Raw genomic sequence first — 19,809 nt, forward strand, 5'->3', positions numbered from 1 at the left:
TCTGAACCTTTTATACTAGTTAATCTGTGTACTTAATTGTTCCAATTCTCCGGTACCCATTTTCCCTTCAGATATGAGTAGATGAATTTCTCCATTTTTCTGCCAGACAACGGTTGATTCCTGCTCGTTTTCGATTACAAACCCCTTTGCCTTATCAACACGAATTTCACTCACCTTAGCTCCTTCTGTTTTCACGAGAGGTATTGGCAAAGTCGTTCCAAAATTCTCAATACCTGCAAGCTGCGTTTTCACATTTTCAGGTAAAAATGGAAGAGAAAGCAGCGTAGCTCTTAACTTCTCGATAGATGCTCCTTCTGGAACTTTGATTTCCGGAGATTTCGTACGCATATAGGTTATGTACTGATTATTAAGCTTGTAGTCTGTTTGAATGGCTTCAAATGTGGAAACAGAAAATGGTTTTTCATCCAGTAATGCCTCAAATTGTTGATCAGAACCTAATTGATTCAATAATTGATTCGCTTTGTCTACATTTAGGGTGAATGTAATGATGTTTGCTGGAATCACTCTTACTTCCTCGACTCCATATTTCCCCAGCTCAGGAACAGAATACCCTGCTTCTTCAGCAAGTTCGAATGTATCAAAGCTCTTGGATTCCCCTGGGGTCTCAGACATTTCCAACTTTCCAATTCCCTTTAGATCTAATGTTCCTGCTTTATTTTCACTAACAAATTTTTCAATCTCCCTGACATCACTTTGCGTAAGCTTCACCATCTCAAATTGATCAACACGGAATAGTGATAAAAATTCACTTGCTTTCACTTGAACTTGAGGTATCGCGAATGAACTAAAAATTGCTGCTGCTGCAACTCCTGAAATCACCAGTCGTTTCGTTTTTGTTTTCAATGTACCCCATCCTTTTCTGGTCTTTGAAGCTTTTGTATTTATCATCTTCTGATTTCCAGCATGTTGAAGATTTCCCTCAAACTTTGCCCATGCCTGATCGGTGTCAACCTTTACTTCCTTCACATATAGGGATTTCTCAGTAAAAGAGTGAAGGCTTTGCAACTCATCAATGTTTTTGCGGCACGTTTGGCACTTTTCCAGGTGCCTCATGATTTGTTTTTTCTCCTCCCGGCTAACTTCTCCGTCTAAATAAGCTTGGAGCATACCCATATCATGACAAGTCATCTTCCTCTCTCCTTTCCTCCATAAAGAATCTTTTAAAGCGTTTCTTCGCTCGAGCTATTAAAGTGCCGATGGATGTTTTCTCCAGACCTTTACTCTTCGCGATTTCCTCATAACTGTATCCCGAAAATTTCATGATCAGAATATCCCGATCTTTTTCAGGTAATTTCATCAATGATCTTTGAACTTCATTGATTTCTTCAAGCTTGATAAATCTATCTTCAACAGTACCAACTGAATGAATTTGAAAGATTTCTTGTTTATCTTTTCGAGCATGATGGCGTTTTTCCGTTCGAATATAGTTATAGGCCGTATTGACAGCAACCTTTGTCAGCCAGCCGGGTATATGGTCAATCGTTTCTCGATCAGTGTGATACAACTTTACAAATACTTCTTGCGCAATATCCTCAGCAATGGATTGTTCTTTCACGATAAGCATAATTTTCCGGACGACATGAGAATAATGCTGTTTAAATAAATCCTGAAACGTTTCTTCTCTTGAAGGATCTTTCTTGTTATCCGGCAAATTTGCCTTCTCCTCCATTATTATTTCCTCCTTTCTGAGAGCCCTCACTATAAGGACACCGGAATATATATTTTTGTGACAGTGTTATCAGAAATTTTTTTGCTTTATCACTTTACCGTCGCATTGAGCCCCTGTTACTGATTCAACTTATATTCATAATACTTGGCTCTTTTCGTAAATATATTGCTTATTAAAAAGGGATTTTTCCTTTTATTTTCTTCGGAACATTTATCCCGTTATGCCCGCAGGAGGTCATACAGATTCTGCTCCGATCAATCATTCGAAAACGAGTCCTGTAAGAACTAATATAATCAACTCTCTTAAAGAAACGAGACAAATACAAATTATTTTATGTTTTGACCAACAATCTACCATACTGGAGAAGGTGACAGATATTCAATTTTCAAAGGTCTGCTTCCGCCGAAAGGGATTTGAGAGCCTCTCTTCTCCCTAAATAATTTTCAATACTCAGAATACTGCAGCTGCATCTTCCTCCTGCTAAAGATTCCGCTTTGTTAATAGAAGAAGCAATACACCTTAGCAATCCCTTCTTTTGTTAATAAAGAGAGTTATAGCTTAATACAATTCCTGTGGTATTGATTGGCCCAACTAATACGTCTCAGCCTAAACACCGCCATATCTCCTTTTTCGCTGCCGGAATTCCTTCAGCGCTTGCAGAAATTCCCTCTCGGAGAAGTCCGGCCATAGTACATCCGTAAACCAGAACTCCGTGTAGGCAAGCTGCCAGAGCAGAAAATTACTCAGACGTTTTTCTCCGCCGGTGCGGATAAGCAGGTCGGGATCTTTCATACCAGTTGTATAGAGATACCCTGAAAAACGCTCTTCATCCAGTTCCTCCAATGATACTTTCCCATTGTTTATATCCGTCAACAGCTCTTTCATGGAATCTAGAATTTCATGTCTGCTTCCATAGTTGAGCGCAATGTTCAGCTGAAGACCGTCATTTTCACGGGTTCTTGCAATGGCATACTTTATGGCTTCACGTGTATGAACAGGAAGGTGTTCAATATCCCCGATTGCCTCAATTCGTACATTATTGGATATAAGGTCTGGCAGATAAATAGAAAGGAATTCCTTAGGAAGTCTCAGTATTGCTTCTATTTCGCCCTTTGGTCGTTTCCAGTTTTCTGTGGAAAAGGTGTACAGTGTCAAGAATTTCACCTTGCATTTGACTGATGCTTTAACAATTTTCACGACGGTGGAAAGCCCTTCTTTGTGCCCTGCTGCTCTGGGCATCCTCCGCTTTTGAGCCCATCTTCCATTTCCATCCATAATGATGGCTATGTGATCCGGTGTATTATCTATAGGATAATGGAAGACTTCTTCCAGGTGTGTGTGCTTAAGAAATGAAATGTTCATAGACATTTTCCGCCTCCCTGCGTGTTGTGGTTCTCTCCCATTCGTACCCATACAGTACAGGACTGAAGATGGGGAACGAAATTGATAACAAATGTTTATTCCTGCTTGTCCTCGTCACTTTGGTATTCCAATATATCTCCGGGCTGACATTCCAAAGCCTTGCAAATGGCTTCTAACGTTGATAATCGAATGGCTTTTGCCTTCCCATTTTTCAATATGGAGAGATTGGCCATTGTGATTCCGACCTTCTCTGAAAGTTCCGTAACACTCATCTTTCTTTTTGCCAGCATCACATCAATATGAATGATAATCGCCAATGTTTTCACCTCAGACCGTTAAATCATTTTCTGATTTGATTTGTATAGCTTGTTGTAAAAGTCTTTTGAGAACCGCAGCAAAGACTGCAACAACCATTGAAGCACCAATGATGACCATGCCGATAACGATGAGACCAGGTGCATCATCCCACTCTGCTATGATATAGACAAAGGGCAGGGACAATACATACAAACCACTGATCGTGATCGCGCTTCTTTTGATATAGCTCAAAGCTGTTACTGATAATTCCGAAAATGCTTGGTTCTTATCTATAAAACTTAGAAGTCTGAATGCCTGATACAGCGCAAAGTAAAATGGTATCGCGGAAACATACATGATTAATAAAATTGAAAATACTATATAAGCCAACTCTGAACCCTTCTTTGCCTTCTCAAATCCTTCATTCGCTACTTCGGGCAATATAAATATACACAGAGCAAGAACCGGAATACCCAGGAAAATTACAGCCATCTTTAAAAAAAATGTTGATCCTCTATTCATATAAAACACTTCACTAATCTTTTGTCATTTTAAAAGTTAACACATTATTTATTGATTTACAATAAATTATTATTAATAAATATTTATTTTTTATCGAAATGTAAATAAAAAAAGTATCCCTCTTTATGGAGGAATACTCTATAAAAATTAATATATATTTGATGTTTTATGCTTTCCCACAAACAAAAGGATTCAGATTGTTTATATAACTGTAGCACCAATTTATCTTTGAACCATTGATTGATAAATATCTTCCAATGACCAAACTTTACCTTTTTCATCCTTAAAAACGACATGCTCACGTTTAAAATGAACCGGAGATTCCAAACCTGCCGCCGCAGCTATCCGAAATAAACCTTTGCGCATAGTAATTAAATAATTAGCTGTACGGTATTTCTTTTCTTCTATCACAAGTCCTTTTTGTAATTCCGGATCTGTTGTTGCTACACCAACTGGACAAGCATTGGATTCACATTTTTGTGCTTGGATACAGCCTACCGTAATCATAAATCCCCTTGCTATATTAATAAGGTCGGCCCCCATTGCTAGTGCAATCGCTATTCGATCTGGTGAAAACAGTTTACCTGAGGCTATTATTTTCACCTGGTCACGGACACCATATTTTATTAAAGCATTATCTAATAAGGGCAAAGCCGATTTGATTGGCAAACCGACACTATCTGCCAATTCTTGATAGGAAGCACCCGTACCACCTTCACCACCGTCAACCGTGATAAAGTCAGGTCCTTTGCCGGTCTCCTTGATAAATTTAGCCAATTCATCTGCTTCATGACTACTTCCAATAACAACTTTCATTCCTACAGGTTTACCCGTTTGTTCACGGATACGTTCGATAAAGTCAAACAAAGATGGAAAGTCACTAAATTCACGAAAACGGTTTGGGCTATCAATAGATTTAAACGGTTCTACCATTCGTATTTTTGCAATTTCCTCAGTTACCTTTTCACCATCAATATGCCCACCACGTGTTTTAGCACCCTGAGCTAGTTTAATTTCAAATGCTTTCACTTGAGGTATTTGACTTTTTTCCTTTAATGCTTCCCAACTAAAATTACCCTTTCGGTCTCTTACCCCAAATAAACCGGGGCCAATTTGCATGATAATATCAACGCCACCTTTTAAATGGTAATCAGAAAGCCCTCCTTCGCCAGTATTCATCCATGTTCCTTTGGCAATCCCTAATCCTTCTGATAGTGCTGTAATAGCATGTTCACCCAGGGAGCCATAACTCATTGCAGACATGCCAATTTGACCTTTTACAATAAAAGGACTCCTGCTTTTCTTTCCAATTACGATTGCATCGTCATCCTCCAGCAAATATACAGGTGATTCATCCTTCTCTAAATATTCCTTTTTCTGTGTAAATAAAGGTTCGTTTATTAAAAGATATCGATTTGTGGTTACTTTCGTTTTCCGATCCATTTTTAACTCTTCCGTTAGCTTTGGAAACATAGAGTTCCTAATATAATATCCTGCTTCATCAAAATCTCTCTGTGAGCCAAAACCGAATACATCACGTTTATACTTTGCCTTTTTTACAATATGTTGATAGTCATTTCGTGAAAAAGGTTTGCCTTCTCGATCGTTGTTAAATAAATACTGACGCAGCTCTGGGCCAATTGTTTCTAAGAAGTATCTGACTCGTCCTATTACTGGGTAATTACGAAGAATTGGGTGCTGCTTTTGCGTTCGGTCAATAAAGAACAAATAAACCCCTATTAATATGAGTACCAGCAGAATGACGGTAAAAAAAACAAAGCCAATGATTGTCAAAACGTTAGCTATATTCAATATGGTTTCCTCCTAGCAAAGAAAGTCTATAAAGGTTTATACAACACTGTTGGTATTGTTTGTAAAAGATGGGTTGACCTCACGTTATATACAGGGCATGCCTGATTTTCTCGACTTCCAAAATATTTGCCAAGTCTACTAACTTTATCAGAAAGGCTATTTTCTTCGCGTACTCTTAAAAACCAATACAGTTAGGATTCTTAAATGTGGGAAAACTATTCATCGTTCCTTTACAAAACCACGAGTTCAATGAAATATTTTCTGAAAAATAGTTTAAAAAATAGATTTGAACAAATAATACAAGGAGCATAGAACTAAACTGCGGAGGGTGTTTAAAATGAGAGTTGCTGAATTACTCGTTAGGTGTCTTGAACATGAGGGAGTTAAATATATATTTGGTGTACCTGGCGAGGAAAACTTGGACATTATGGATGCACTTTTAGATTCGAGTATTGAATTTATCGTAACCAGGCACGAAACTAGTGCGGCGTTTATGGCTGGCACATATGGAAGACTCACAGGTAAACCCGGTGTCTGTTTGGCAACTTTAGGGCCAGGTGCAACAAATCTTTTAACTGGTGTAGCTAATGCCAATATGGACCTCAATCCGCTAATTGCAATCACCGGTCAAGCGGGTTTAGATCGTCAACATAAAATCTCTCATCAATATTATGATTTAGTTTCAATTTATGAACCTGTAACGAAATGGAATGCCCAGATTAAAACGGGTGATATCGTACCCGAAGTAGTTCGTAAAGCCCTTCAAGTGGCTACTCAGGAAAAACCCGGTGCTACTCACATTGATCTACCTGAAGATATTGCAGGTATGGAAATTCAAGCTTTTCCGTTAGAAATCATCAATCACTCTTTATCAGAAGCTGGTGATCATGTTATACAAGAAGGTGCTAAAATCATCGAACAGGCTAAGAATCCACTGATTTTAGCCGGAAATGGGATAACTAGAGGACGTGCTTCCGACAGTTTACTCAACCTTGTTGAAAAAACGAATATTCCTGTAGTCCATTCTTTTATGGGGAAAGGAGCATTATCTTGCAAAAATGAGCTTAGTTTACTCACGGCAGGATTAGGCGGTAAAGATTATATTACTTGTGGATTTAAACAGTCTGATTTAGTGATTGCTATCGGGTTTGATATGGCGGAATATCCTCCAGAAAATTGGAATCCTGACGGCGCCACACCGATTTTGCATATTGATACAGAGGAAGCTGAAACGGATTCAAACTATCCAGTTAAACTAAATGTGATTGGAAGTATAAATGAAAACCTTAAGAAGTTAAACCAATCCCTTTCACCTATCGAAAGAGATAATAATTGGGTGAAGAAAGTGCGCCAAAATGCACTAAATGAATTAGAGCAATTTAAGGATGATGTAAGTTTCCCGATAAAACCACAGAAAATTATTTCAGATTTGCGGTCTGTTTTAAATGATGACGATATTGTTATATCTGATGTTGGCGCTCATAAAATGTGGATGGCTAGAATGTACCATACCTATCAACCAAACACTTGTCTAATATCAAACGGCTTAGCATCAATGGGGGTAGCTGTCCCTGGTGCGATTGCTGCAAAAATGGTACATCCAAATCGTAATGTCGTCGCTGTTTGTGGTGACGGGTCTTTCCAAATGACAGGTGCAGAACTTGAAACAGCTATACGACTAAATCTCCCTATTATTGTTTTATTATGGAGAGACGAAGGCTATGGTTTAATAGAGTGGCATCAGCAAAAAAAGTTTAAGCGTGCATCCCATATTAAATTTGGTAATCCTGATTTTATACAACTGGCACAATCATATGGATTTGAGGCGATGGGAATACAAAAAGGCGAAGATTTAAAATCAACATTAGAAAAGGCAATCGCAATAAATAAACCTGTGTTAATTGATTGTCCGGTTGATTATAGAGAAAACATGAAATTAACTGAAAAATTGGATGATATTCTTTGCTAGTAGGAGGCATAAAATGCGATATGGTTCAATCATAAATGGTCAAGAACGAGATGAAGATCATCGTGATACCCTAGATGTCATAAACCCGTATAATCAAGAAAAAGTAGCAGAACTCGCCCTTGCAAATAGTACGGATCTCGAAGATGCAGTAAATAATAGCTTCGATACCTTTCACTCAACAATGAAAAAATTGCCGGCTCATCAACGCGCAGACATATTACGGAGGGCTGCTGACTTATTAGAAGAAAAGGAGAAAGACTTTGCTGAAACGATCGTAAAAGAAGCCGGAAAACCAATTAAGTACAGTCGAGATGAAATTAAAAGGTCCATCCAGGTCATCCGTTTTGCATCTGAACTTGCCAAGAATATTACAGGTGAAGTCCTCCCAATGGATGCAGCTATTGGCGGGGAAAACCGAATGGGACTTGTTAAACGAATACCATTAGGTGTTATTGGGGCAATTACACCTTTCAACTTTCCACTAAACTTATCTCTCCATAAAATTGCACCAGCCATAGCAGCAGGCAACACGATTGTTTTTAAACCTGCTGAAAAAACACCAGTTTCTGCCTATATGTTAGTGAAATTATTTCAAGAGGCTGGTCTTCCTAATGGTGTTTTAAATTTGGTGTTGGGAACTGGGGAAAAAGTTGGGGAGCCACTTGTCACACATGAAAAAGTGCATAAAATTTCGTTTACAGGTAGTTTACCAGTAGGAAGAAAAATCCGAGAATCTGCAGGATTCAAGAAAGTTACGCTGGAATTAGGTTCGAATTCACCAAACATTTTATTTGAAGATGCTAATATTAAAAGTGCTGTGACTGGTTTAGTGAAAGGAGCCTTTGCCTTTTCAGGACAAGTCTGTATCTCTGCACAAAGAATATTTGTTCATAAGAATATTTATGAGCAATTTCTTGAAGAATTTATTAAGCTAACAAAAGCATTAAAGATTGGGGATCCAAAGGATGAAGAAACAGATATCGGTCCAATGATCAATGAAGAAGCAGCAAAACGTGCCAAACTTTGGATTGATGATGCTGTAGAAAAAGGCGCTAAAATCGAAACGGGTGGTGAACGCTCTGGTACCATACTCACTCCTACAATAATGACAAATGTTGATCGTAATATGAAAATCATTGCTGAGGAAGTATTTGCACCGGTGGTATCAGTTATTCCTTTTGATTGTGAAGATGAGGCTATTGAATTTGCCAATGATTCCATTTACGGTCTGCAGGCAGGTGTTTTTACAAGGGATATTGATCGGGCAATGCGTGTAGCAGACCAATTAGAGATGGGCGGGGTATGGATTAATGAAATCTCTACATACCGTCAAGATAACCACCCATATGGTGGAGTCAAACAAAGTGGAATTGGCAAAGAAGGGATTAAATATGCAATTGAAGATATGACCGAAATGAAATTTATTGGAATAAAATTAAATCCGTAGGATGAAAAGAGTTGTCGTTATTGACAACTCTTTGTTTAGTTGACGGTGCTGACCGTTCTACCCCGGCTACGGTTAGCATATATCTAACGTCCTATTCCCACGCTTTTTTAGTGGTAAAGAAACGGGCTAATTCTTTGCTGGTTCCTCTGTGATGTTTACGTAATACAGCCCTTTCTTTTCCTGATTCATGTAATTTTATTTCTTCTTTGGTCTTGGGAATAACTGCTGGAACTTCAGAGGGTTTACCGTCTTCATCTAGGGCAACAAATGTTAAGAATGCCGTAGCTGCTATTTTTCTATCACCAGTTTTTAAATTCTCTGCAATTATTTTAACAAACACTTCCATAGAGGAAGATCCTGTCCATGTAACAAAAGATTCAAAGTATACAGAGTCATTTTGTGTGATAGGATTTAAAAAATCAACTGAATCTGTAGATGCCGTTACACACTCTTTTCTTGAATGTTTAGCAGCTGAGATGGATGCAATCATATCCACATTACTCATTAATTTGCCGCCGAACAATGTATTGTGGTTATTAACATCGTTGGGGAAAACCCTGCTGGTTCTCACTACCCTTGATTCATTTACATATTTTGATTCCATAAGAAAGCCTCCACTTTCATAACTTTATGATAAGCATTAACAATAAATAAGGTTCACAAACTTAAAATAGTAATTAGCATTGGAATTGCTAGGGAAAGCTAAGATGATTGCTGATTATAGGCTTCCTTAAGGGTTTAGAGATTCAAGAAAACAGTTCATATAAGAGAAGTATTATACTATTACCCTAAAAACTAATATGGAGATTATTGATAAAAAGCGGGATCCAAAGGAAATAGGGTGTTTTGCATGAAACGCAAACCTATATTTAATTATGCGATTTATTTTCTGTACCCATAGGAACAAACGTAGCTATTATTAGAGGTTCTTTGTAAGTGCACAATGTCCACACCTAATTTACTGCCATTCCCTTCGGTCGGTGGGACTTTGATTTGTCTTGCCATCTCATCCCAGAATGACAGTATTGTATGAGCTTCGTGTTCCCCGGGTCGGAGGTTTGCCTCCAGCTTCATTCAGATGCCAGGTACATAAGAAAAATAACGAGGCAGGGACAAAAGTGTTTTAGTCTTAATAAAACCCGAACTGATTTGAACTCTAAGTTCAAATCAGTTCGGGTTTTTCATTAGATTTGTTTAAATGTCGATTTAGTATACAACTTGTTCGAGCGGTTGATTGGAGTGAGACCTGTCCAGCTCCGGCGGCTAGAGGCTCGAGTCATAAGCCAAGCCATCCAAAAAGGCAAAGAGCGCCTTTATTGCTGCCCTGTCTTATGCTTGTCGCCTCTGGGCAAGCCGCCTCCGCTTTTCTAACCGCAGGCTTGACGAGGAGGCTCACGGGCTACCCGCGGAAAGCGAAGTCTTGCACGAAAATCATTAGCGGTATTCAGTGGTCATGCCTGATAATGTTCGCCTTTAGGCAGTTGTTTTTTGTTTTGTCCCAGCCTCGTTGTTTTTCATCTGATTACCTTATGCAATACCTCTTCTTTTTTTTGTGTTTAAACCATAAATCAGCACTGGAATTATTGTGGCTGGAGCACGTTGTTTCGTGACGATCATTATCGATATAATTTCATTAACAAATGAAATAGTTAACAAATTCCTCGTTTATTCACCCTGGTCTGCAGGGAATGAGTCAATATAAGGAGGTGTGGTGATCTTGGAAGCAATAAGCAAGCACTTTTTCTTGTATCTCTCTCACAATAAGGCATTGGATCGAATGGCCAAACGGTGGGGATCAAAATTTGGGGCTAACAAGATTATAGGAGGAGTAACCTTTTCACAAGCAATTCCATTGATTACGCAATTGAACCAGGAGGGATTCCAGGTTACGGTTGATCACCTTGGTGAATTCGTCAATTCCACAGATGTGGCTCGGGAACATGTTCAAGAGTGTATTCAGAATATAAGTGCGATCGCTTATCATCAGCTCGACACTGAAATTTCTGTGAAACTGACATCCTTGGGACTGGATATCAGTCATGACCTTGTCATTGAAAACATGGAATTGATTTTATCCAAGGCAAAGGAAAGTGGAATCACGGTAACTATCGATATGGAAGATTCATCCAGATGCGATGCTATCCTTGAAATTTACAAAACACTTCGTCAGAAGTACGAAAACCTGGGGACGGTGATCCAATCCTATCTGTATCGATCAGAGAAGGATATAGATGATCTCCAGCATTTCGCTCCTTATTTGAGGCTGGTGAAGGGTGCATATAAAGAATCCAGTAAAGTGGCTTTCCCAGAAAAGCAAGCGGTGGACGAGAATCTGAAACACCTCATCAAAAAGCAGCTCTTGAACGGTCATTATACAGCTGTAGCAAGCCATGATGAAGCGATGATCGATTACACCATCGGTTTAGTGGAAGAACACAAAATCCCGGCTGACCGTTTCGAATTTCAAATGCTGTATGGAATGAGGAATCAATTGCAGTCCGATCTAGTGAAAAAAGGTTATACAGTCCGTATTTATCTACCTTACGGGGAGGATTGGTATGGGTATTTCATGAGACGTCTGGCGGAAAGGCCAGCAAATATTGCGTTTGCGTTGAAGGGAATCTTCAGCAAGTAGTTTTTACAATTTTGCAGATAAAAAATTCAGTATATAAACAGGAAGGAATGTGAAAGAATGAGTAACGGAATTTTCAATATCCCAACACCTAAAAATGAGCCTGGTAATACATATGCTCCAGGTACAAAAGAAAGAGAAACATTAAAGGCAGAATTAAAGCGCCAATCGGATACCGTAGTCGATATCCCTGTGATTATCAATGGGGAAAATATTAAGACAGATACAGTGAAGCAAGTGGTTATGCCGCATGATCATCAACATGTTTTGGCAAACTTTTCGCAAGCAGGAGAAAAAGAGCTGCGTGATGCTGTAGAAGCTGCGATGGCTGCCAAAGAATCATGGGCCAATATGCCATGGCAGCACCGTGCATCCATTTTCCTGAAAGCTGCTGATTTAATCTCCGGTCCATACCGTGACGTCATAAATGCGGCTACGATGTTAGGTCAATCGAAAACAGCTTATCAAACTGAAATTGATGCTGCACAAGAATTAGCAGATTTCTTACGTTTTGGCGTTGATTATGCCAATCAGATTTATCAAATGCAGCCGGATAGCATGAAGAATATTTGGAACCGTTTGGAATACCGTCCATTAGATGGTTTCGTATTGGCCATATCTCCATTCAACTTCACAGCAATCGGCGGAAACCTGCCATCTGCTCCAGCTATCATGGGGAACGTAGTCGTTTGGAAACCGGCAACAACTGCTATACTATCAAACTACTACTTTATGCGTATTTTAGAAGAAGCAGGATTGCCAAAAGGCGTAATCAACTTCGTACCTTCCCGTGGTTCACAAGTATCTGAAGTAGTATTAACAGATCCGCGTATGTCCGGATTCCATTTTACTGGATCGACAAGTACGTTCCAAACTATTTGGAAAACAGTAGGAGAAAACATTACAAACTATCAATCATATCCTCGTCTGGTTGGGGAAACTGGTGGAAAAGACTTTGTATTTGCTCACGAAACGGCACAAGCAGACAAAGTAGTAGCTGCCCTTGTCCGCGGAGCGTTTGAATACCAAGGTCAAAAATGTTCAGCAGCCTCCCGTGCATACATCCCAGCAAGCATATGGGAAGAAGTGAAAGCTGGTGTGTTAGAAGAAACGGCTAAGCTTAAAGCAGGGGATATCCGAGACTTTACAAACTTCATGGGTGCGGTCATTGATAAACCGGCTTTTGATTCAATCACAAGCTACATCGACTATGCTGCAGATTCTGAGGAAGCAGAAGTCATTGCCGGTGGCGAGTATGATGATTCTGTCGGCTATTTCGTTCAACCGACAATCATCGTGACTACAAATCCAAACTTTAAAACCATGACAGAAGAAATTTTCGGACCAGTATTAACGATCTATGTATATGAAAACGATCAATTAGAAGATACATTGACTGCAGTAGATACAGCGTCTATGTATGCATTAACAGGCGCGATCTTTGCACAAGATCGTCAAGCTATCATGCACTTGGAACGCCGCTTATCTGGTGCAGCCGGTAACTTCTATATCAACGATAAACCAACCGGTGCCGTGATTAATCAACAGCCATTCGGCGGTTCCCGCGGTTCCGGTACAAATGATAAAGCAGGCTCTGTCTTTAACATGATCCGCTGGACAAGTCCTCGTATCATCAAAGAAAACTTTGCTCCAACTACAGAAATTTCATATCCATTTATGGATGAAGAATAATGTAAAAAGGTTTTCGGTTATCTGCGCCTAAAGGCGAGTTTAATAGTCCGGTACTGATTCCAAAGCCAGTTGCCGGATTACTTGATGCTTCATAAGCAGGCCAAGACCATTTCGGAAAAACTCTTTTGAATGGCAATTTAAGCTTCTAATGATAAAGGCTCTCCCGACAAGGGGGAGCTTTTCACTTTTCATCCAGGAATTTAACGCTATAATAGGGATAATAACTCTCGCGGAAAGGTAAGATTCCTATGGAAGCAATAGACTTGATCCTGCAGGCAGACGACATCCATAAAGCAACGGAATTGATCAGTTCAAAATTAGGCAACCCTGTGATCATTGAAAACAAAAATTTCGAATTGATTTCTTACAGTTCCTCTTTCGATAAATTCGATCAAACACAGCAAAAGACGATTCTCACGAAAAAATGTCCGATCTTCATCATCGATCGACTAAAAAAAGAAGGCATCGTACACCGACTTGAAAGACACTCTGATCCGATCCGGGTTCAACCTATGGAAGAGTTGGGGTTCCACCAACGTGTCGTCATTGCCGCAAAGTACCTTGGGAATACGATGGGATATATTTGGGTCCAGGAATCCAGCCAACTTCTCCAAAGTGAAGAGCTTGCTTTCCTTGAAGAAATCTCCCCTCACCTTGGGAATCTGATCAATGATATTTACGCAAAGGTCAATGTCAAAAAAGGCAAGAAAGAAGAGGTATTGTGGCAGCTCCTTCAGCACGAATATGGAAGTGAAAGTCAACTGCGCCATGATGCCTCCCTGGTCAAGCTTACATTGCCGGAACGGTTCACTGTAGCTGTTTTTTCGATAACATCATCACAATATAAACCAATGCTCGACCATCTTGAAAGGCTGGTCCACGACTCACACTTCCATACAAATATTTATACATTGAAAACGGAATACCAAGTGATCCTCGTTCTCTACGGTAAAGCAGATAAACCGTTTTCTTCGCTGGAATTAGCCAGGGATGTGGTCAGAAAGGTCAAAGAACAAACAGGCGAAGAACACTTTTATAACTTCTTGATCGGGGTGGGAAAGGAATACGCCTCTTTATATCAAATGAGAAAGAGCTTTTTGGAAGCGTCAGAGGTCATTGAGACCGCAAACTTCATCACTCCGCGTCCTGAATCGATGCCGCGGGAATTTGCTCAATTGGGTATTTATCGGTACTTGCCTGCCCTCTATGAAAAAAACACCTCAAAGGATTATTATAGTGATGACTTGTTGTCATTAATCAAGAATGATGTCAAGAAACAGACAAATCTGCTCCGGACACTTGAAGTGTTCTTGGCGAATGACGGAAAGGGTAAACAAACGGCTAATGAATTGTTCATCCATCCGAACACCTTGAATTATCGGATCAAAAAAATACAAGAGCTTACTACGATTGATTTCAATAACTTCAATATGAAAGTATACCTATATACTGAATTACTGTTGTTGAACAATGTTGAAGCATATTATCAGCGTTATAAAGATGCTTTGAAAGGAATTTGATCCCGCAAATAGAGGTTTATGAAAACTTTTGACCCTTGGGACCCGACGTAGATTATACCAGCATAGGATATTTATTGAGACGTTTGAGCCGGGCCCATCCATTGTGGACTGGGCTTTTTCTAAAGGAATAGCTTCTACTTTAAATTAATTTAAGTTGATATACCCCTTTAAATCAAGAAAAAAGAAGTGCCAAAATCAATATGACTTTGCACTTCTTTTGATAAGTTACTTAAGTATTTAATCAAAGATAAGGCTCATTATAAATTATATGAAGAGTTACTTTCTAATACTCTGATTTCCATTAACATTTCCCAAAAAAAAAACGAATGAATGCCTCGGAGTACCAGTTTTTCTTTATTCTTAGGGGTTTCAAATACCAAAGAAAAAACTATCTCTCCCCCAGGTTTTAGATAAATACCATACCAGTCCTTCTTCTCTGTAACTATGGTGTCGGTCGATTGATACACAATTCCTTCTCCATCCAGTATGGTATAACCGCCTAGTTTAATGTTAAATCACATCAAAATTAGGTATAGTATTTAAACAGTGAATAGCCCATATCCTAATGGTTGGGTTTTTGATTCATTATGTGTTTCTTGCTCCATTAAAGCCCCCTTTAATGGAATAAAGGAACTAAAAGTAAGGTCTTAGATTTACCTTTTTCATTTTTCCTTATACTGTACATCTGTTTCTTTTTCTAAGTAATTAGCAATATCTCTAATGTTTTCTTGGTGTTCTTTGTCTCCACTTTTTGGGATATAGAATTTATTCTGAGACTTTCCATTCCCCTCATAAAAAAGAAGATATCTGGAGGTAGAAATTACTTCTAGATTTTTGCCCACCACTATCTTGTGTTGTCCCTTCCCAAATAAAAAGGACATTATGGGGTAGCGTCAGGAAAATGCGGATTTACAACGTTAAGGAAATCAAAATATAAAAAGTCTAATTTCTCGGTGTTATAAGTGAAAAATTAGGCTTTAGTTACTTCATTAAAGCGCCCGATTGTTGAAGACTAAAGTTTATATTCACCAAGAAAATTGATATGCTCTTATCCTAACAAATTTTATTTAGGACTTACATGTATGCCTTCACTCTCTCGCCAATCTGCGTAGAGTATACGATTTACATTATCATATCCATTGGTAGTTAATTGGTTATCTAACCACTGTTGATCAAATCCGAGTTCATGTAAATTATCCCATAAAATTTCCCCATCTATAATTAACGATGTTGGGAGGTCTACTGGACTTTCTGGAAGATTGAGATCTTGCTTGTCTGGTTTTTGATACTTGGATTTTAATAATAAACTTAATTGCCCATTAGCTTCCAATATACCGTATTTGACTTCGCGAACTGAAAAGACATTATTTTGACGGAGTATACTCAATACTTGATTTACATCCAATTTGTTCTTTGTAAGTAACTTTCTGTCCATAACACCATCTCGAATGATTATGTTAGGATTGCCTAATAAGAGAGAACGTGTCGATTTATTTTTTAGAGTCATAAACTCTATTCCCAACATAAGAAACGTCCACAATCCGATGGCATATAAAAAATGAAAAATCCCTACCTTATCTTCATAAATGGTATTTCCTAAAAAATCTCCAAGTACTAACACAAAAACTAAGTGAAACGGGGTTAACTGATAGATGGATGTTCTGCCTGTTATGATAATGATAAAAAATAAAGTGGCAAAACCAACGATGACTTTGATCGTCAGTAAACCAATATTAACTTCTTCCAAAGTTTTTTCCTCCAATTTAAATTTTACTTAGTTGTAAGATCTTGAGGTTTAGATAAAAAGGCTAGTTTTAGTATTAAAGCTCGAGTTACAATTCCAACAATGATGTAATATATGAATGAATATCTGTATCTCCACTCTAAATAATTAACAAGTTTGACCCACTCGCAAAATGGTTCACCTATAAAGGCATATGTTAGTGCCATAATGATCTGGGCTAAAATAAAAGATTTCCATGTTCTAAAATATTGATATAACAACATGTAAGCTACAGGTACCATTGAAAAATCAAAAGGAAAGGCCCGAGGAATAATAGGTAGGAATGCAATGGGGTAATCCCAAAAACTATATTGTGCACCAACTACATCTAATAAGGTTGTTGTCAAGATAATTATGGTACCAAATAACAAAATTTCTAAAATAATGTCTCGTTTAACAAGTTTAGCCCATATAACCCAAGGCACAATAAAAAAAACTACTAGAATCCACCATTCCCAAGTTAAAAACTCATTTTTTAGCCAACCATTTAATTCTAAATGATAGAGCTTATCTTCTAATAAACGTATTTCCTTAAGATTTTCAAATATATTATTTATTGATATCACCCCTATATTTAAATTAAAAGGTAACAGATATTTTTGAATTCAAACTCTTTGAGCTGCCTTTTTAGTATTACCGTTTTTTAGTAATGAATTTCCATCGTAAATAAGAAATATTTTTTAAAACAAAAATTTATTAAATCTAGATTTAAGATAGAACAATAAAAACAGGATACATCAACTTATAATAATGGAGAAAGCAAGCGAGCACCCTGTTCAACAATGCGCTCGGTCAGGGATCGTTGCAACAAGTCTTCAATTCTTAATGGTACAGAATCAGTAAGATCCCTCTCGAACTGCTCTGTGAGTTCCCTTGCCACATCAGCACTGTACACGACTTGACACACCTCATAATTCAGGCGAAAACTTCTCATATCATAGTTTGCTGCGCCTACTTCTGCAATTTCCTCATCAATGATCATCAGTTTCGCATGTAACATTCCTTTACCGTACTGGTAGATTTGGACCCCAGCTTCTATAAGTTCCCCGTAATAGGTACGACTTGCAAAGCCCACGATTTTTTGATCAATATGGCGAGGAACAAGTAATCTTACGCGTACACCACGAGCCACAGCTGTCTTTAATGCCATGATAATATCTGTTTCTGGTACAAAGTAGGGTGTTGTTATATCAATAGTCTTGGTCGCCTGTGTTATACATATAAAGTAAGCTTGACGAATAACTGGGGTAGGAATTCCAGGGTTTCCTTCCAACGTATGGATGTACGCTTTTTGCAATGTCCCGGTCTTTGGGTATATGTCCATCTCTTTACCATCTATGGTGCTCAACTCTGACCCCAATTCGGCTGACCATCTGGAAAGATCTACTCTTCCGATTGGATTGATTTTCGTTACCTCAGATTTTGTTTTCAGATTTGTTTTCGATTTTATCCGTTCCGGCACAGCAATATTCCAATGAACGTCAAAGACAGTCTGCAAATCGACTGATGCTTCTCCTGTTATTTGTAAATGAGTATCCCGCCAGAAGCCAACGTCAGGATTCAATCCTGTATATTCATATCCTACGTTCATGCCACCAGTAAAAGCTTTCTTTCCGTCGACCGTGACAATCTTACAATGATCTCGATAATTCCAATTGGATAAAATCCAGGGAAAGCGTAAAGGAAATATTGTCCGGCATTCTATCCCTGCTTCCACCATCTGAAGGATTTTTTGACGTGGAAATTTTTTACTCCCCCAACCATCTCTAATAAAACGAACCCGCACTCCGTTTACTGCTTTTTCGATCAGCAGTTCTGTGATGCGATTACCTATTTGGTCATTCCGATAGATGTAATATTCCAGTTCAATGGTTTTTTGGGCTTTTTGTAGGGATTCGATGAGTTGTTCATATTTTGCTATTCCATTGTTTAGTACTTGGACTTTGCCGACTTGTAGCCCGCCTACAGTAAAATACCTTAAAGCATCGGCGATTATCGATGCTGAATCACTATATGTATCAGGTAACTTCTCAGACTCATTATGAGAAGAGGTCAATCTTTTACGATGAATAAGCTTGGGATTTGATATGCTAAGATATAGTAAGAAACCAATGACAGGCAAAACAAGGACGATTACTATCCAATTCAAAGCTTTGGCTGGCCGACGAACTTCCCAAATTGCTATGAATAAGATAAAGAACGTATTTAACAGGTATAGAAAAAAAATCCACTCCAACTAAAATTCCTCCTTAGTTTTTCCCTTAGCATGTACAAACTATGTAGCAAGTATACGTTTGGAATACGAGGAATTGTTTAGATTGACCTTTTCTCATGAGACACCTCAAATAATTTTGTAATTAGTTTGTTTTGTCACAGGAAATTTAATGTTGGAGATGTATCGAAAAACAAAAAAGGAGGTTCGTTTTACATTTCTTCCATTTAAACCTAAAATCTTACATTATTCTGCTGTAGCTGACTAAGTATATTCGATGTTAAAAAGACTCCAACAGGGGGGGGGGGCAAGGTACCACTAATTACGGGATATCCGGTAAGAGCTCTATCGGGTTGTAGCAACCCATGTTCCGTATTCGCCTGCTTGTAAAGAAGGAGGTTTCATAATAAGCCTCCCATTTAAAATAAAATGTCGAATTCTAATCTGGGGTTCATCAAATATGGCTAAGTTTCCAGAAAATGTGGCATAAGGTGAATCAAATCTTATTTGTTTGGTGTTTTCATCCCAAGATCCATTAATTGGAATAGGTGTACCACGAAAATTAACCGTACCAATTACCCTGTTATCTGTAATAGAGTTAATGTTGAGTACGCCCCAAACGATTGGTTTACCAGCTATAGCACATACTGATGGGAATGGAATACTAACCATTGTTTGCTGTGCAGTTTGCAATACTAATCTCCCCCTAAATTTAAAGTTTATGTTCTGAAGAATAGAGGATTAGATATCTTATTTACTACCCTATATAAAGGACCAATCCAGTATATGCACCACAAGCTGAATAATCCTTTAGACAATAGAAAAAATAACCTAGTTCCTTCTATTTTTTCATTTCTAATGTTCAGTATAA

Annotated in this window: 16 protein-coding genes; 5 read left to right on the plus strand and 11 right to left on the minus strand. The window is 38.4% G+C overall.

What is annotated here, in order from left to right:
- Window positions 1-15: 15 nt before the first annotated feature.
- The 6 genes from V6B33_RS04335 to V6B33_RS04360 form a co-directional block, all read right to left on the minus strand.
- Window positions 16-1,149: an anti-sigma factor family protein gene (locus tag V6B33_RS04335; RefSeq protein ID WP_334216524.1), complete on the minus strand. Its 1,134-nt coding sequence runs from the start codon at window positions 1,147-1,149 to the stop codon at window positions 16-18.
- On the minus strand, window positions 1,136-1,690 hold the full coding sequence (locus tag V6B33_RS04340; RefSeq protein ID WP_334216525.1) for an RNA polymerase sigma factor SigX: 555 nt from the start codon (window positions 1,688-1,690) through the stop codon (window positions 1,136-1,138). Before V6B33_RS04340 ends, V6B33_RS04335 begins: the two co-directional genes overlap by 14 nt.
- 606 nt (window positions 1,691-2,296) lie before the next feature.
- Complete coding sequence (locus V6B33_RS04345; RefSeq protein ID WP_334216526.1) at window positions 2,297-3,058, minus strand: isoprenyl transferase; 762 nt, start codon at window positions 3,056-3,058, stop codon at window positions 2,297-2,299.
- 89 nt (window positions 3,059-3,147) lie between these two features.
- Window positions 3,148-3,369: a helix-turn-helix domain-containing protein gene (locus V6B33_RS04350; RefSeq protein WP_334216527.1), complete on the minus strand. Its 222-nt coding sequence runs from the start codon at window positions 3,367-3,369 to the stop codon at window positions 3,148-3,150.
- 10 nt (window positions 3,370-3,379) lie between these two features.
- The gene (locus tag V6B33_RS04355) at window positions 3,380-3,871 is read right to left on the minus strand and encodes a DUF2975 domain-containing protein (RefSeq protein WP_334216528.1); all 492 of its coding nucleotides are present in this window, start codon (window positions 3,869-3,871) and stop codon (window positions 3,380-3,382) included.
- Between the two features lie 222 nt (window positions 3,872-4,093).
- Window positions 4,094-5,683, minus strand: coding sequence for an FMN-binding glutamate synthase family protein (locus V6B33_RS04360; protein WP_334216529.1), 1,590 nt, complete (start codon window positions 5,681-5,683; stop codon window positions 4,094-4,096).
- Between the two features lie 337 nt (window positions 5,684-6,020).
- Here V6B33_RS04360 and V6B33_RS04365 point away from each other — a divergent pair, with 337 nt between their 5' ends.
- Together V6B33_RS04365 and V6B33_RS04370 are read left to right on the plus strand one after the other, a co-directional pair.
- Window positions 6,021-7,652 (plus strand): acetolactate synthase large subunit, encoded by a 1,632-nt coding sequence (locus V6B33_RS04365; RefSeq protein ID WP_334216530.1) that lies wholly within the window; start codon window positions 6,021-6,023, stop codon window positions 7,650-7,652.
- Window positions 7,653-7,665: 13 nt separating this feature from the next.
- The gene (locus tag V6B33_RS04370; RefSeq protein ID WP_334216531.1) at window positions 7,666-9,099 is read left to right on the plus strand and encodes an aldehyde dehydrogenase family protein; all 1,434 of its coding nucleotides are present in this window, start codon (window positions 7,666-7,668) and stop codon (window positions 9,097-9,099) included.
- A 91-nt stretch (window positions 9,100-9,190) separates the two neighbouring features.
- On the opposite strand, the gene V6B33_RS04375 is transcribed toward V6B33_RS04370, so the two are convergent.
- Complete coding sequence (locus V6B33_RS04375; RefSeq protein ID WP_334216532.1) at window positions 9,191-9,703, minus strand: acyl-CoA thioesterase; 513 nt, start codon at window positions 9,701-9,703, stop codon at window positions 9,191-9,193.
- Between the two features lie 1,113 nt (window positions 9,704-10,816).
- Here V6B33_RS04375 and V6B33_RS04380 point away from each other — a divergent pair.
- From V6B33_RS04380 to V6B33_RS04390, 3 genes are all read left to right on the plus strand, one after another.
- Window positions 10,817-11,734 carry a proline dehydrogenase gene (locus tag V6B33_RS04380; protein ID WP_334216533.1) on the plus strand — a complete coding sequence of 306 codons (918 nt, stop codon included), beginning with the start codon at window positions 10,817-10,819 and terminating at the stop codon, window positions 11,732-11,734.
- A gap of 57 nt (window positions 11,735-11,791) precedes the next feature.
- Entirely contained in the window at window positions 11,792-13,423 is a 1,632-nt protein-coding gene (pruA, locus tag V6B33_RS04385) for an L-glutamate gamma-semialdehyde dehydrogenase (protein ID WP_334216534.1), read from the plus strand.
- A 248-nt stretch (window positions 13,424-13,671) separates the two neighbouring features.
- Complete coding sequence (locus tag V6B33_RS04390) at window positions 13,672-14,943, plus strand: PucR family transcriptional regulator (protein ID WP_334216535.1); 1,272 nt, start codon at window positions 13,672-13,674, stop codon at window positions 14,941-14,943.
- Between the two features lie 1,063 nt (window positions 14,944-16,006).
- Here the strand turns inward: V6B33_RS04390 and V6B33_RS04395 are convergent.
- The 4 genes from V6B33_RS04395 to V6B33_RS04410 form a co-directional block, all read right to left on the minus strand.
- The gene (locus tag V6B33_RS04395) at window positions 16,007-16,690 is read right to left on the minus strand and encodes a DUF421 domain-containing protein (protein ID WP_238020476.1); all 684 of its coding nucleotides are present in this window, start codon (window positions 16,688-16,690) and stop codon (window positions 16,007-16,009) included.
- Window positions 16,691-16,713: 23 nt separating this feature from the next.
- Window positions 16,714-17,292, minus strand: coding sequence for a CBO0543 family protein (locus tag V6B33_RS04400; RefSeq protein WP_334216536.1), 579 nt, complete (start codon window positions 17,290-17,292; stop codon window positions 16,714-16,716).
- A gap of 176 nt (window positions 17,293-17,468) precedes the next feature.
- Window positions 17,469-18,962 (minus strand): phospholipase D-like domain-containing protein, encoded by a 1,494-nt coding sequence (locus V6B33_RS04405; protein ID WP_334216537.1) that lies wholly within the window; start codon window positions 18,960-18,962, stop codon window positions 17,469-17,471.
- A 321-nt stretch (window positions 18,963-19,283) separates the two neighbouring features.
- Window positions 19,284-19,631 carry a hypothetical protein gene (locus V6B33_RS04410; RefSeq protein WP_334216538.1) on the minus strand — a complete coding sequence of 116 codons (348 nt, stop codon included), beginning with the start codon at window positions 19,629-19,631 and terminating at the stop codon, window positions 19,284-19,286.
- Window positions 19,632-19,809: the final 178 nt, after the last annotated feature.

It is taken from the genome of Mangrovibacillus sp. Mu-81 (genome assembly GCF_036867415.1).
GTDB lineage: Bacteria > Bacillota > Bacilli > Bacillales > Bacillaceae_B > Rossellomorea.